This is a genomic window from Agrobacterium sp. A3-95 (assembly GCF_053521785.1).
Genome location: NZ_JBNWDR010000007.1, coordinates 50,196 through 64,270 on the forward strand (window position 1 = coordinate 50,196; position 14,075 = coordinate 64,270).

Below are 14,075 nucleotides of genomic sequence, written 5' to 3' on the forward strand. Positions count from 1 at the left end.
CTGCCGGTCAAGCCTTGTTTTTTTCGATGAAGCGGATGGCGTCGCCAACGGTCAGGATTGTGCTTGCGGCCGAATCGGGGATTTCCACTCCGAATTCTTCCTCGATTTCCATGACAACCTGAACCACTTCGAGGGAATCGGCACCGAGATCGTCGACAAAATTGGCGTCATCGACAACCGTGCCGGGATCTGCGCCAAGCTGGTCAACGATGATTTTTTTAATACGGTCGGCGATGGTGGACATGGTGGGACTCCGCGAAAGTTGTTTGCCGCCGAACAACCCGTTTGAATTTGCGCCCAGGACACTTGCTAAAATCGAAACCGGTTTTTGCGAGGCGTGGTACACAGAGTCAGAAGGTCAAAGCATCGATGACATTCGGACGTAGCATGCCTTTGACGGCTGCGAAAGAGCGTGGCTCATGGGGAATTGCCCATAAGAATTCGGGGTATGTTTGACGTTGAACAGTTTTTGACTGGATGCGATGAACCGCTGCGCTGTAAACCTCGTTTTCGTAAAGTAATTATAATCCAGTCCTGTCGAGCATCAACGCCCATGGTCCAGTCTTCCCCGGAACGCTTCATATTGCTCGATGGCATAAGGGGCGTAGCTGCGCTCTTCATCGTACATCGCCATGCCGAACAGTTTTTCGGGAGAGACGACGCTTCGAGCTATCTCGCCGTCGATTTGTTCTTCGCCTTGAGCGGTTTTGTGCTGGCGCATGCCTACAGCATGAAACTGCGCGAAGGGGCGATTACGCCAGGCTTCTTCATGAAGGCGCGCCTTGCGCGACTTTATCCACTGTATGGGCTGGGGCTGGCGTTGATGGCGTCCTATTTCATTTGCCTCTACCTGTTGGGCCTGCCGACGCCGATCGATGATCTTCATCGCCACATCAATCCCGGTGAGCTGGCGATAGCGTTGTTGACCGGGCTTCTTTTCGTTCCGGCACCCTTCACGCTTACATTGAACGGCGCATTGTTTCTGGTGAGTCCGGCATGGTCGCTTTTCAACGAGCTGGTGGTGAATGCAGTTTATGGCCGGTGGGGTGTGCGGGCGACTACGAAACAGACAATCGTGGTGCTGGCTGTCAGCGCCTGCGTCCTTGTCGTGGCGGCTGCTGAGTTTGGGAAGTTGCATGCGGGGTTTCGATGGCACGAAATGTATGCCGGCATGGGAAGGGTGTTTTTCTCGTTTTTCGCAGGCGTGCTGGTTTACCGCTTCCGCAATCGCATAACCGAGCTGAAGCCCATCCAGGCGGCCCTCTGTCTTATGCTGGTCTGCGTCATCCTCGCCGTGCCAATTTCGCGTGAGCTTCGGCCCTTCTTTGATCTCGCGGTGGTTCTGCTCGTCTGGCCGACGGTATTGTTCGTAGCCAGCAGGATAGTGCCGGGTCGCAGGGTGGGAATCTTGTCGACGTTTCTCGGCACAGCTTCCTACGCCGTCTATGTGCTGCATATCCCGCTGCTGGCCTGGACGGATTTTCTGATGCCTGCCGTTGATAGGGAAAACATCGCTTTGCCGGTCGGTGTCGCTTTCCTGATAGGGACGACGTGTCTGTCATGGTACCTGACGGTCCATTTTGATCAGCCAGTGCAGACATGGCTCAAAGGTCGCCTGAGAAAGCGGGCAGGGGTCGGGCAACCCGTGTGATCGCGTCTTGTCGCTGCAGGCTTCAGTAATGCGCGAAGATTGGAGCCGTGATAACAAAGGCCGCGACGAGACTGATGATCGTCAGTTTCGCGGCACGCATGCGGCGCATTCTGCGGCCGCTCCAGTCATACGTCATACTCACCCTCCACGCAGACGCAAACTCTCGGACTGATGTCCGACTAAATCAGTTTCTCCTGATATATCTCATTTGCCAAGTCATTATTGTTACCAGTGATTTTGGCGAACACCGTCCGCTTCGGGAGGCGCTTCAGGGGAAAAGCCGGATAAGTTGATTGTCTTTGAGTTTCAGGCGGCTTGCCTCATCGGAAGAAATGCAATGCTCTATGTTCTTTCGCAAGTCGTCGGGAACTATCGGCCCGCCTGCCTTCAAAAGCTTTTCGGTCATCGAAAAAAGAATGCCGAACTGGGTCTCGCATTCGGCCGATGTCAGAAGCAGCGGTAGCGACGGAACGGTGTTCGCCGTAAAGACGCTATCCGCCGTATCGTACATGGTAACGAGGTACCAGGTCAGAAATAGCCCCAGCCACAGGCCGGTGCTGACCATGATATATTCGCGCATCTGCTCTCTCCCCTCAATGGCGGTGGTAAAGCAGTGGCAGGCCCTGGATTGCATATCGGGGGAGCGGCTTCCACGGCTTGATGCGGTCGTGTTTCTGCACGCCGAACAGGAAACGCATTTCGTCGGTGAGGTCTGCCGGATCGGTCAAACCATCCTGATATAATTCAATAACCTTGCGGGCGGCTCTGTTATGGAGCTTTTTGTCATCATCGTCGGAGAGGTGATTAAAACCGATGCTCTCGAGGACCAATTGGAGCATTTCGAGATCTTGAGAGGAGATCAGGCAGTTACGGGGCGCAGAAGACATGATGGCCTCTTTTCTTACTGGTTCAGAAAGCCGAAGCCTCGCGCGCGCCCTTAAAAGGCTGCACGGGACGCTCCAACGCTTCGAAACGATACGCCGGTGCGGTCGATGACCGTTGCCGGTTTTCGGGGGGCATGTGCCTCAACGCGCCCTGGGAAATTCCGCACGGGGCGCTGTAGACGGGAGGCATGTGCAAATGGGGCTTGAGACGGCAAGGATGCCTGACGGCGGTAACGCCCTTTAAGTACCGATGGGGAAGGGTGCGCTTTTTGCGCGCAATAGGCAAGTTAATTCCATAGCCCCTGACGAGTATGTGACCGGTGCGGCGACATTCTTTATCTCACCAAGGCAGACAACAAAAAAGGCCGGGGCAATATTGCACCGACCTTCCTCATATCGCCATTAACACCAGTGCCAGTACATCCGTGGTCAAAAGTCTAAAGCGACGGAAACAACTGCGAACGACATATTTTGCGCTCACCAGCAGTTGCTGTATGAACTTTCTAGAAGAGCAATGTGGCCAAAACAAGTCCGCATTTCCATTATATGTTTTATTTGTCGCGACCCTTTGTGTATCGGGTCGCGGTTTGGCAATTCGTGCCGGGGCGTCGCGCTGTTATGAGCGGGCTGTCCGGAACAATCCTACTTCTTCTTGCCATCCGCAGTTGTGGAGTTTGCGAACTTGACCTGCGTGCCGGCAGCTGGTGCCGCAGCCGGAGCTTTCGTCTTGTCCTTCTTCGGTTTGCGGACTTCTTTGTTGCTGCGTACTTGACCCTTGGCCATGGTGTCCTCCTGGTATTGAACAGATATTGGATATTGTGTGGTCCGGGGCATGATCGCGCGCCGCAGGCAGGCTGCGGGGCGGTTTCATCGTCAGGGGAAAGGCAGTCCGTTAAGCGGAAGTTTCCCGAAGGGAAGGGTCGGTTTGGAGAGGCGGATACGCCCTGCGTAGAAGGTTCTCCGCACCATGTCGGGCTGGAGGCCAAAATCAGGAAACGCCGCAAAGCCGGAGGATGCGCCGCGATCCTGATCTAGGCGCATTGCTGTTTCTTCGGCGGCACTGAGAAGCAGGCGAAGCGATGCGTTTTCCCGGTAACCCAAACCGCCGGTGCGGACGAGGTTCCGTGAAAGGCTTGATGAATAAAAGTCGGAAGACATCTCGTCCTCCTTTCGTTTGGGGGCGAGGACACTCTGCCCTCAAACACCAGCACTCTTCAGCGGATTGCTGACAGGCGAAGCGTGCGCCTGTTGCGTATCAGGTTCAAGAAGTTTTTCGGAAAGACGACGTCAAAAAGTGCAACCGGGTTATTTCTTGCCGGATGACTTTTTGGTGCGGGTGGGTGGAGGGGCGGCAATTGCCGCCTCCTGAGCTTCGCGAAGTTGGCGAAGCCGTTCCGTCTTCTTGGCGCGCTGGTCGGATTCGGCGGTTATGATCTGTTTCGCCGCCTTGTCCGTTATGGATGCCTTGTCCTGCGAGGACAGCTTTCCGGGTTTGAAAACAGCCTCTTTAGTCGCGGTCATGGCATTCTCCTTTGCGGAGCGAATTGAAAGTTATCGAGCGCGGGCAACCTTTTTGGGAGCAGGAAGCAATCCCTCGCGCTGCAATTTTTTCTTCGCCATCTTGCGGTGGCGGCGCACAGCTTCGGCTTCTTCGCGGATACGCTTTTCCGACGGCTTTTCGTAAGATTCCCGTGCGCGCATCTCACGGAAGATACCCTCGCGCTGCATCCTCTTTTTCAAGACGCGGAGGGCTTGCTCTACATTGTTATCCCTGACGAGTACCTGCAACTTATCTCCTTAACGCAGCCATCGCTGCTATTTTTTGATTTTGATCGTATTCGAATTGATCCAGCTCGATCCCGCAACGCGCGAAGACGAGCCTTCGATTTCCACGGGCCGCGATGAAGACGCAACCACATCGATTTCATCGAGCGCTATATTACGTTCGAAGTTCTCGTGCTGGAAACGCACCCTGTAGCGAACCGCACCTTGTTGTGTCTCTGGCAGAGCCGTTACGACCCGGCCTGGACCTTTGGGCTGGTTGGCCCCAAGTACGCCCGCCTTCAGAAAGATAGCATCGCCGGAACGATAAGGATTTTTGCGCATGAGAGCCTCCCCATGGCCAAAAAAAACAAAAGGCCGGGATTTAACCCGACCTCTCACAATCACTCAGCGCCACTGCTGGTACATGCGTAGCCAGCGGGGCCGATGACAAATCAAGCTGCGCGAAGGTTGTCAGCGGAGCTCTTGCCGGACTTGCGGTCCTGCACGATGTCGTAGGTGATCTTCTGGCCGTCGTTCAGCGAACGCAGACCTGCGCGCTCAACAGCCGAAATGTGAACGAAAACGTCCGTGCCGCCGTTGTCAGGCTGAATGAAGCCGAAGCCCTTGGTGGCGTTGAACCACTTTACAGTACCAGTGTTCATAACGATTTCCTTTCGTAGTAATCGTTGTTGGTTTCCGCGATACCTTGCGGAATTAGATCGATTATTTGAGAGGAAATCCGACGGGAACGTAGAGTCCCAGGAGCGACGTCACAAGCAATTGTCGATTTGCCGAATATAGCCTCAATTTTTGATTTTGCAATGGGCCGATGCGGAAAAATGCGCCATCTGGCGATTGCACTTGCCGGTTCCGATGTCTCTTCCTGCTTCAGCGGCGCGATTTCGGTTTTTTCTCTTCCCTGTTCATATCACGCCCCACCCATTTGAAAAAAAGGATCAGGCTGGTGCCGATGATGATGAGCGGAATGAAGGATTCGAAACTGGACATGATTAACTCTTTCTTCCCCCGATCGTCGTTTTACCGGTATGGAGGAAGCGCGTAATCTGCAGAATGTTATCCGTTCTTTTTTGGCAATTGCGGCCTGCGGACCGACGTTGAAAGCACCGCAGGCCGAAAATATCTAGATGGGCAGGGATTTCACCGCCGCTGCACCACCCTCGCGGGCGCTTTTCAATGCGGCTACGCCGCAGAGCACGGACATGGCGCCGGCGCGCGAACCCGCCCGCTGCCGCAGCCGGTCGTTCGAACCGGGCTTGAAGATCATGTCGCGCATGCGATTGTCGCCGCCATAATGGCCGCCCGGCTCATGCGGCACCCAGATACGCTCGACACCGCCACCGAAACTTTTTACCAGCAGTATTTCGTCGGCTGGGGGCTCAGTCCACGGCTGCTTTTCATATTGGCGCATCTCGATGCGTCCTTTATGGCCGTTAAACGCGATGTGGTGTCCCTCGATCGGCATATAGGTATTGAGCGAATAGGAGACCTGCACGCCGTTCGCATAGCGAATCGAGGCACTCATCGTGTCGGGGATGTCGATCTCCTCGCGAAAGACGCAGGCGTCACGCATATAGCCATCCACAGTCGACGGGTCCTCGTAAAGCGCGTCCAGGAACGGGTCGGCCCCGAGATCCATGAAATAGTCGCACTCGTCCTTGTGCGGACAGGTACGACAGCGCGTTCCCCGGAACGGTCCGTTCTTGCCATAATGCAGCAATTGCCCAAAGCCCTTCACTTCCACCGGGTCGGAATCGAGATACCAATTCAGAAGATCGAAGTGGTGTGTGGCCTTGTGGACGAACAGGCTGCCTGAATGTTCGGTGAAAGCGTGCCAGCGGCGGAAATAATCCGCACCGTGCTGGTTATCGAGATACCAGTGGAAATCTACCGAGGTAACGGTGCCGATCGCGCCGTCGTCGATCAGCTCCTTGATGCGCGCCGCCGTCGGTGAAAAGCGATAATTGAAGGAAACGTCGACGCGGCGGCCGCTTTCGGCCTCCGCCGCGCGGATGCGGTCAATCTTTTCCGGGGTGGTGGTCATGGGTTTTTCGCTGATGACATCGGCACCGCCCTCGAGCGCGCGGATAATGATGTCGTCATGAGTATCGTCGGGCGTGCAGACGATTACCAGTTCCGGGCGTTGCTCGGCCATCATCCGGTCGAAGTCGTCGTAAAGCGGAGCGGCCGACCCCATCATGGCGCGGGCCCGTTCTGCGCGCATCAGGTTCAGGTCGCAAATACCGACCAGTTCGACATAGTCGCTCCACCCGGCCAGAAGTTCGCGCCCCCACATGGTGGTGCCACGATTGCCGGTGCCGACCAGTGCATAACGTTTGCGTTTCACCCTTTCAGGCATTTCCTTACTCCCGAACCCAATCAACAAACGGTTTTAAAACGCTCGACGACGGTGGACAGAACCTCGTCCACCGGGCGTGCCTGCCAACGATGCGAAAAAATCTCGACTTCCTGCGGACCGGAAAAGCCGGCGGCCTCGATCATGGCGCGAAATGCCTTCAGGTCAATCACGCCATCGCCCATCATGCCGCGATCGTTGAGCGGATCGGTGGTCGGCACCAGCCAGTCGCAGATATGGTGTGCCAGTATCTGCCCGTTTCGCCCGGCGCGCGCCACCTGTTCCTCCAGCTCCGGGTCCCACCAGACGTGATAGACGTCGATGGCCACACCGGTTCCGGCACCCAGCCGGTCGCAGAGGTCGAGCGACTGTTTCAAAGTGTTGAAGCAGGCGCGGTCGGCGGCATAAAAGGGATGCAACGGTTCAATGGCGAGCGGCACGCCGGCTGCCCTCGCATAGGGAAGAAGTTCGGCCATGCCGTCCTCCACCATCTGCCGTGCACCTTTCAAGTCTCGAGAACCCGCGGGCAGGCCGCCCACGACAAGCACCAGGCAATCTGCCTTCATGGCGGCGGCTTCGTCCACGGCGCGTTTATTGTCCTCAATGGCGCGGCTGCGGCCTTCTGCATCGGGGGCGGGGAAAAAGCCGCCCCGGCAATGGCCGCTGAGACGAAGGCCGTTCTGCTCGACAATGCGTGCTGCTTCAGCAAGGCCTGCAGCGTGAACCTGCTCGCGCCAGGGCGAGATGGTGGTGATGCCATGCGCAAGGCATGCATCCACGATTGCCCCGAAGGAACGTCCCTGCCGCACGGTGGCAAAATTTATTGAAAGGCCCTCAACGCCCATAACGGTACTCCTCCCTTTTGCGAAGGCCTCCAGCCACCTTCGCTCTCGCGCTTAACCAATGCCTCTGACAGCCAGAAACTGCTTCATGCGATGCGTCGCCACATCCGGTTCGGCAAGCACATTGGCCTTGTCCGCCAGCCGGAAAAGCTCGGCGAAATGCCGCGTGGAGCGGGCGCTTTCCTGCCCGCCAACCATGGTGAAATGGTCCTGCAAGCCGTTGAGATAGGCGAGAAACACCACGCCGGTTTTGTAAAAGCGGGTCGGCGCCTTGAAGATATGGCGTGAAAGCGCCACCGTTGGCTCCAGAATGTCGAAGAATTCATTATCCGCACCGCGCTTCAGGCTGGCGAGCGCCTTGGATGCCGCCGGAGCAATGGCATCGAAAATGCCGAGCAACGCGTCCGAATGACCTTTTTCGTCACCGGCGATCAGCTCGGCATAATTGAAGTCGTCGCCGGTATACATGCGAACACCAGCGGGCAGGCGACGGCGCATGACGATTTCCTTTTCCTTGGATAGAAGCGAAATCTTGATGCCGTCGATCTTGTCTGCATTCTCCTCGATCATGGCAAGGCAGGTGTCCATCGCCGCCATATGGTCGCGGGCACCCCAGTAGCCCTCAAGCGCAGGATCGAACATTTCTCCCAGCCAGTGGATAACCACCTTGTTCTCGGCACGGGAAAGGACCCTGGCATAGGCCTTGAGATAATCGTCCGGGGAGCGGGCGGCAGCGGTGAGCGCCCGGCTTGCCATCAGGATCACGCGCCCGCCTTCTCCCTGAACAAAATCAAGCTGTTCCAGGTAGGAGTCGATAATCTGGTTCAGGTCATATCCGCCGCCCTCAAGATGATCCGTGCCGACGCCGCAGGCGATCAGCGCATCCTTGCGGGTGGCCGCTTCCTTCAGCGAACGGGAGATCAGTTCCTGCGCCTGCGGCCACGCCAGTCCCATGCCGCGCTGGGCCGTATCCATGGCCTCCGCAACACCCAGGCCGAGGTCCCAAAGGCGGTGGCGGAAGCGCAGGGTAGCGTCCCAGTCGATGGCGGGCGTCAACCATGGATCGTTGTCGGCGAGGGGATCGGCCACCACATGGGCGGCGGCGAAGGCGACACGATTGAAATCCGCCGCACTTCGTTTCTCAATGGCGACCGGCGCGCCTGATAGCCTGTAGACCTCGATGCTGCGGTCGTCCTTTGGAAGCTTGAGTTCGCTCACTGTCGCCTCCTCAGGAAAGTGCGGGAACGTCGAGCCAGCGGCGTTCCTTCCATGATCTCAGCCCCAGTTCGGCCAATTGCACGCCCTTCACGCCCTCCATCAGCCCATAGGGCCATGGGTCGTTGTCGACGAGGTGACGCACGAACATTTCCCACTGCGCCTTGAAACCGTTGTCATAAGTGACGTTGTCAGGCACTTCCTGCCAAGTCTTGTAGAAATCGATGGTCTGGGGCTGGTCAGGGTTCCACACCGGTTTCGGCGTATTGGTGCGGTGCTGGGTCCAGCATTTGGTGAGACCCGCTACGGCCGAACCATGCGTGCCATCAACCTGAAACGTGACGAGATCGTCGCGGCGCACACGCACCGCCCAGGAAGAGTTGATATGGGCGATGGCGCCGCCTTCCAACTCGAAGGTGGCGTAGGCGGCATCGTCGGCATCCGCCGCATAGGCGTGGCCCTGTTCATCGAAACGCTCGGGGATATGGGTGGCGCCGAGGCAACTTACGGATTTCACCGGTCCGAATAGATTATCGAGCACATAACGCCAGTGGCACAGCATATCGAGGATGATACCGCCGCCATCCTTCAGGCGGTAATTCCACGAAGGACGCTGCGCCGGCTGCCAATCGCCTTCGAAAACCCAATAGCCGAACTCGCCGCGCACCGAGAGGATCTTGCCGAAAAAGCCGCTGTCACGCAGCATTGCCAGCTTGCGAAGGCCGGGCAGGAACAGCTTGTCCTGCACCACGCCGTGTTTGATACCGGCGCTTTCGGCCAGTCTGGCAATTGCCAGCGCCTCTGCCACGCTGTCGGAAATCGGCTTTTCGCAATAGACGTTCTTGCCCGCCTTGATAGCTTTTTCGAGCAGGCTGCCACGCATCTGCGTCGTGCCGGCGTCGAAGAAAAGCGTGTCATCCGGGTTCGCAAGGGCGGCGTCGATGTCGGTCGTCCAGCGCGCGACATTGTGCTTTTTAGCGATTTCCTCGATTTTCGCACCGTTTCGGCCGACCAGAATGGGGTCGAGCATGACCTTTTCGCCGCTCTTCAAAACCACGCCGCCCTGATCGCGAATGGCGAGAACGGAGCGCACGAGGTGCTGGTTGTAACCCATGCGGCCGGTGATGCCGTGCATGATGACGCCGATACGTTTCATGAATTTCCTCCCAAGGCGGCCTTTTCCCGAAAGCCGCTTCCGTCAAACATGGCAATTTGTAACCATTTGGTTATTTGTGGTCGTGAAGGATGCGATCTGTCAAGGTGTTTTTGGCAGGAAATTCACATGCACTTGCGGCGGCAGAAATCACTGGTTTGTGCCGCGCCGCAAAAGGAAACGACGCGCTTCGCGGATGCGAATGGCGCGTCGTCGCTGTTGTTAAAGGGAAATTCGGTTTTTACGGCTCAGACCGGCCGCACCGCAGCAAGCAGGGTATCGACGATATGCTGGCCCCAGCGTTCAAGTTCGGCGGGGTCGGTCAGGTCGCGCTGGAAGATCGTCGACAGCGTGAATCGGTTCGAAAGATAAAAGGCGCCGAGCGAGGCGATCGTCAGATAGACGTCGATCGGATCGAGACCGTCACGGAATTCGCCAGTATCGCGGCCGCGCCGCAGCACGTCCTCAAGCTCGGAAATGAAGTTCGAATGCATTGCCGCAATCGTAGCGGATTGCCTGAGATATCGGGCTTTATTGAGGTTTTCTGTTGCGAGAATGCTCAGAAATTCCGGGTGATCCAGAAAATAATGCCAGGTGAAAAGCGCAAGTTCCCGCAAGCCTTCCGAAGGCGCCTTGCGGGTCAGGTCCAGCCGCCGTTCGGTGTGGCGGATGTGGCGATAGGCGTCCTCCAGAACGGCGAGATAAAGCGCGTCCTTGTCGCCAAAATAATGGTAGATCATCCGCTTGTTGGTGCCGGCACGCCGCGCCACGACATCGATTCTCGCGCCCGCCAGGCCCTTCGCGGCCACCTCGCGGCGGGCGGCTTCAAGAATGGCGGCGCGTGTTCTCTCCGGGTTTCGCACCTGTGCCGCCCCGCGTTTGCGCTTGGGGGCAGGCGTTTCTTCGACGGCCGGATCGGGCAGCTGGTTTTTCGTCGTTTCGTCCATCTTAGCACCCGCTTGACAATGTTGGCGATCAGTGTTCCCATGTAACCAATTAGTTATAAAACGGCAATAGTCGTTTACCCCCATCATCAATTTGGCAGTCAATTAGGGAGGAGTTGCCAATGCCCGTGATGCTTCACAGGAGAAGTGTGCTTTCAGCAGGGCTTGCGGCCCTTTCACTCGCAACATTGGGAGGTGGTTCGGCGCAGGCTCAGGCCGCGCGGCTGCGTATGTTGTGGTGGGGATCGCAGGAGCGTGCGGATCGCACCAACAAGGCGATCGCCGCATATAAGCAAATCAAGCCGGATCTCGATATTGCCGGGGAATTTGCCGGCTGGAGCGACTACTGGCCGCGCCTTGCCACGCAGGTGGCAGGCCGCAACGCGCCTGATCTGATCCAGATGGATTATCGCTACATCTTCGAATATGGCCGGCGCGGCGCCCTTGCTCCCCTTGATGACTATATTGGCAAGGGCCTGAAGATAGAAGATTTCGGCAAGATGAACATCGACTCCGGTCGGGTCGACGGCAAGCTTTACGGGGTTAATCTTGGCGTGAATTCCAGCGCTGTCTTCTTCGACAAGGCGGCTTGGGAAAAATCCGGCGCGACCCCGCCAGCGATCGGGCAGACCTGGGAAGAGTTTGCCGAAAACGCCGCCAAGCTCAGCAAGAACAAGCCCAAGCCCGGCTATTACGCCACGGCCGATGCCAGCGGCGTCGAGCCGAGCTTCGAGAACTGGCTGCGTCAGAACGGCAAATCACTCTACACACAGGATGGCGGTATCGGTTTTGATCCGACCGACGCGACCAAATGGTTCACCATGTGGGCGGATTTGCGCAAGAGCGGTGCATGCGTGCCGGCCGATATTCAGGCGCTCGACCAGTTGAATATTGAAACCAACGCGCTGACGACGGGCAAGGCGGCAACGGCATTTGCCCATTCCAACCAGTTTGTCGGTTATCAGGCGCTCAACAAAGCCAAGCTGGCTATGACCTCCTATCCGAAAAGCAAGAAGGATGGTCCTTCCGGTCACTACCTGAAACCATCCATGCTCATCAGCGTCGCCAATGGCAGTGCCGGCATCGAGCAGGCGGTCGGTTTCATCAACTTTCTCGTTGCCGAACCACAGGGCGTCGATGTTCTGGGTGTTGAGCGCGGCGTTCCGGCATCGGAAGCGATGCGTAACGCGCTGACCGCCAAGCTCGATGCCGTCAGCAAGAGCATGGTGGAATATATTGCCGAGATTACCCCCGGCGTTGGCGATCTGCCGCCGGCACCCCCTCCGGGTGCAGGCGAATTCGCCTTCGTCCTGAAACGTACAGCGGAAGAGATCGGCTTCGGCAAGATTTCGGCGGCTGAGGGTGGTGACCGGCTCGTCAAGGAATCCGAAACCGTCATTAAACGGAAGTGATGGCAGATGGCCTTTCGATCTGAAACTCTCGTGGAGGAGAGCCGTGGCGCGGCTCTCCCGAAGCGGGCAGGCGTGAAGCGGCTTTTGGACCGCAACGTTCACGCATACCTGTTTCTCCTGCCGTGGCTGATCGGTTTCTTCGGTCTTACCCTCGGGCCTGCGCTGGTGTCGCTTTATCTGTCCTTCACCAATTATGACCTGCTTCAATCCCCGGACTGGGTGGGGGCGGCCAATTATGTGCGCATCGCCACTGCCGACCCTAAATTCGCAGCCGCCATGCAGGTCACCTTTACCTATGTGCTGCTTTCGGTGCCGTTGAAGCTGATTTTTGCACTGCTGGTGGCGCTCGCCTTCAATCGCGGCATAAAGGGGCTCACGCTTTACCGGGCGATCTTCTATCTGCCGTCGCTGCTCGGTTCCAGCGTGGCGATCGCTGTTCTCTGGCGGCAGCTTTTCGCGTCAGATGGCCTCGTCAACATGGTCCTGTGGCAGGTTTTCGGTTATGAGGGGCCGAGCTGGATTTCCAATCCGGACTACTCGCTCTACACGCTGGTGATCCTGTCCGTCTGGCAGTTTGGCTCGCCAATGATCATCTTCCTCGCAGGGCTCCGGCAAATCCCGCAGGATATGTACGAGGCCGCCGATATCGACGGCGCGAGCAAGATGCGGCAGTTCTTCCGTATTACGCTGCCGCTGTTGACGCCGGTGATCTTCTTCAACGCCGTGATCCAGACGATCGATGCCTTCAAGGCCTTCACGCCCGCCTTCATCATTTCCGAAGGCACGGGCGGGCCGATCAACTCGACGCTGTTCTATACGCTCTATCTCTATCAGGAAGCCTTCGGTTTCTTCCGCATGGGATATGCCTCGGCGCTTGCTTGGATTCTTGTGATCATCATCGCGCTGTTCACGGCCTTCTCGTTCCTCAGCGCGAAATACTGGGTGCATTACGATGACTGACGCTGTTACCGCTCCCCGGCCGGGACAAGGCCCGCAACGCTCGCCGCTAATGTCGGTTTTGCTGCATGCGGCGCTGATCCTTGCCTCCTTTGCGATGCTTTATCCGATCCTGTGGATGATTTCGGGTTCGTTCCGCCCGCAGGACGAGCTGTTCGGTTCCTCCTCGCTCATTCCTTCGTCGGTTGATTTCGGCGGCTATATTCGCGGCTGGACCGGGCTTCAGGTCAGTTTCGGGCAATTCTTCTGGAACTCGTTCTTCATCTCGGTGCTCGCCACCATCGGCAACGTCGTTGGCTGCTCGCTTGCCGCCTTCGCTTTCGCCCGCCTGCGGTTCGGTGGGCGTAATTTCTGGTTCGCGCTGATGCTCGGCACTTTGATGCTGCCCTATCACGTTGTGCTCATCCCGCAATATATCCTGTTTCTGGAAATGGGTTGGGTGAATACGTCGCTGCCGCTGATTGTGCCGAAATATCTGGCAACCGACGCCTTCTTCATCTTCCTGATGGTGCAGTTCTTCCGGGGTATTCCGCGTGAGCTGGATGAGGCAGCGGTGATGGACGGTTGCTCGCCCTTCCGCATCTACTGGAAGATCATGCTGCCCCTCTCTCTGCCGGTTCTGGCAACGGCCGCGATCTTTTCCTTTATCTGGACCTGGGACGATTTCTTCGGTCCGTTGATCTATCTGAACGACATCAACACCTACACCGTGCAGCTCGGCCTCAGATCCTTCGTGGATTCCACCGGCAGCTCGGATTGGACGTCGCTTTTCGCCATGTCCAACCTGTCGCTGGTACCGGTCTTCCTGTTCTTCCTGTTCTTCCAGCGGCTGCTGATTGAAGGCATCGCTACCACCGGAATGAAACGCTGAACGGACGA

18 protein-coding genes are annotated in these 14,075 nt (G+C 57.3%); 4 read left to right on the plus strand and 14 right to left on the minus strand.

The features are described from left to right. Nucleotides 1–7: 7 nt before the first annotated feature. The gene (locus ACQZ5Y_RS18310; RefSeq protein ID WP_003517889.1) at nt 8–244 is read right to left on the minus strand and encodes an acyl carrier protein; all 237 of its coding nucleotides are present in this window, start codon (nt 242–244) and stop codon (nt 8–10) included. Nucleotides 245–553: 309 nt separating this feature from the next. On the opposite strand from ACQZ5Y_RS18310, the gene ACQZ5Y_RS18315 reads away from it, so the two are divergent. Further along, nucleotides 554–1,651, plus strand: a complete 1,098-nt coding sequence (locus tag ACQZ5Y_RS18315) for an acyltransferase family protein (RefSeq protein WP_019566461.1) — start codon at nt 554–556, stop codon at nt 1,649–1,651. A 268-nt stretch (nt 1,652–1,919) separates the two neighbouring features. On the opposite strand, the gene ACQZ5Y_RS18320 is transcribed toward ACQZ5Y_RS18315, so the two are convergent. The 13 genes from ACQZ5Y_RS18320 to ACQZ5Y_RS18380 form a co-directional block, all read right to left on the minus strand. Continuing rightward, complete coding sequence (locus ACQZ5Y_RS18320; RefSeq protein ID WP_003517885.1) at nt 1,920–2,231, minus strand: hypothetical protein; 312 nt, start codon at nt 2,229–2,231, stop codon at nt 1,920–1,922. A gap of 13 nt (nt 2,232–2,244) precedes the next feature. Beyond that, on the minus strand, nt 2,245–2,538 hold the full coding sequence (locus ACQZ5Y_RS18325; protein WP_013761399.1) for a hypothetical protein: 294 nt from the start codon (nt 2,536–2,538) through the stop codon (nt 2,245–2,247). A 639-nt stretch (nt 2,539–3,177) separates the two neighbouring features. Then, nucleotides 3,178–3,318, minus strand: coding sequence for a hypothetical protein (locus tag ACQZ5Y_RS18330; protein WP_003517881.1), 141 nt, complete (start codon nt 3,316–3,318; stop codon nt 3,178–3,180). Between the two features lie 90 nt (nt 3,319–3,408). Beyond that, nucleotides 3,409–3,693, minus strand: coding sequence for a hypothetical protein (locus ACQZ5Y_RS18335; RefSeq protein WP_003517879.1), 285 nt, complete (start codon nt 3,691–3,693; stop codon nt 3,409–3,411). A gap of 147 nt (nt 3,694–3,840) precedes the next feature. Further along, nucleotides 3,841–4,056: a hypothetical protein gene (locus ACQZ5Y_RS18340; RefSeq protein ID WP_003517878.1), complete on the minus strand. Its 216-nt coding sequence runs from the start codon at nt 4,054–4,056 to the stop codon at nt 3,841–3,843. A gap of 30 nt (nt 4,057–4,086) precedes the next feature. After that, on the minus strand, nt 4,087–4,323 hold the full coding sequence (gene rpsU, locus ACQZ5Y_RS18345) for a 30S ribosomal protein S21 (RefSeq protein WP_003517876.1): 237 nt from the start codon (nt 4,321–4,323) through the stop codon (nt 4,087–4,089). 27 nt (nt 4,324–4,350) lie between these two features. Next, nucleotides 4,351–4,641 carry a cold-shock protein gene (locus ACQZ5Y_RS18350; protein ID WP_174059969.1) on the minus strand — a complete coding sequence of 97 codons (291 nt, stop codon included), beginning with the start codon at nt 4,639–4,641 and terminating at the stop codon, nt 4,351–4,353. A gap of 110 nt (nt 4,642–4,751) precedes the next feature. Beyond that, nucleotides 4,752–4,961 carry a cold-shock protein gene (locus ACQZ5Y_RS18355; RefSeq protein WP_003517872.1) on the minus strand — a complete coding sequence of 70 codons (210 nt, stop codon included), beginning with the start codon at nt 4,959–4,961 and terminating at the stop codon, nt 4,752–4,754. 479 nt (nt 4,962–5,440) lie between these two features. After that, on the minus strand, nt 5,441–6,676 hold the full coding sequence (locus ACQZ5Y_RS18360; protein WP_019566458.1) for a Gfo/Idh/MocA family protein: 1,236 nt from the start codon (nt 6,674–6,676) through the stop codon (nt 5,441–5,443). A 20-nt stretch (nt 6,677–6,696) separates the two neighbouring features. Then, nucleotides 6,697–7,518 (minus strand): sugar phosphate isomerase/epimerase family protein, encoded by an 822-nt coding sequence (locus ACQZ5Y_RS18365; protein WP_013761396.1) that lies wholly within the window; start codon nt 7,516–7,518, stop codon nt 6,697–6,699. A 51-nt stretch (nt 7,519–7,569) separates the two neighbouring features. Beyond that, entirely contained in the window at nt 7,570–8,733 is a 1,164-nt protein-coding gene (locus tag ACQZ5Y_RS18370) for a dihydrodipicolinate synthase family protein (RefSeq protein WP_019566457.1), read from the minus strand. Nucleotides 8,734–8,743: 10 nt separating this feature from the next. After that, on the minus strand, nt 8,744–9,886 hold the full coding sequence (locus tag ACQZ5Y_RS18375; protein ID WP_003517858.1) for a Gfo/Idh/MocA family protein: 1,143 nt from the start codon (nt 9,884–9,886) through the stop codon (nt 8,744–8,746). 245 nt (nt 9,887–10,131) lie between these two features. After that, nucleotides 10,132–10,830, minus strand: a complete 699-nt coding sequence (locus tag ACQZ5Y_RS18380; RefSeq protein ID WP_003517856.1) for a TetR/AcrR family transcriptional regulator — start codon at nt 10,828–10,830, stop codon at nt 10,132–10,134. Nucleotides 10,831–10,949: 119 nt separating this feature from the next. Here ACQZ5Y_RS18380 and ACQZ5Y_RS18385 point away from each other — a divergent pair, with 119 nt between their 5' ends. Genes ACQZ5Y_RS18385 through ACQZ5Y_RS18395 form a run of 3 tightly spaced genes read left to right on the plus strand, consistent with a single transcriptional unit; the run spans nt 10,950 to nt 14,067 of the window. Then, nucleotides 10,950–12,239, plus strand: a complete 1,290-nt coding sequence (locus ACQZ5Y_RS18385; protein WP_038493795.1) for an ABC transporter substrate-binding protein — start codon at nt 10,950–10,952, stop codon at nt 12,237–12,239. Between the two features lie 6 nt (nt 12,240–12,245). Beyond that, nucleotides 12,246–13,199, plus strand: a complete 954-nt coding sequence (locus tag ACQZ5Y_RS18390; RefSeq protein WP_003517854.1) for a carbohydrate ABC transporter permease — start codon at nt 12,246–12,248, stop codon at nt 13,197–13,199. Continuing rightward, the gene (locus ACQZ5Y_RS18395) at nt 13,192–14,067 is read left to right on the plus strand and encodes a carbohydrate ABC transporter permease (RefSeq protein ID WP_013761392.1); all 876 of its coding nucleotides are present in this window, start codon (nt 13,192–13,194) and stop codon (nt 14,065–14,067) included. Before ACQZ5Y_RS18390 ends, ACQZ5Y_RS18395 begins: the two co-directional genes overlap by 8 nt. The last annotated feature ends 8 nt before the right edge of the window (nt 14,068–14,075 follow it).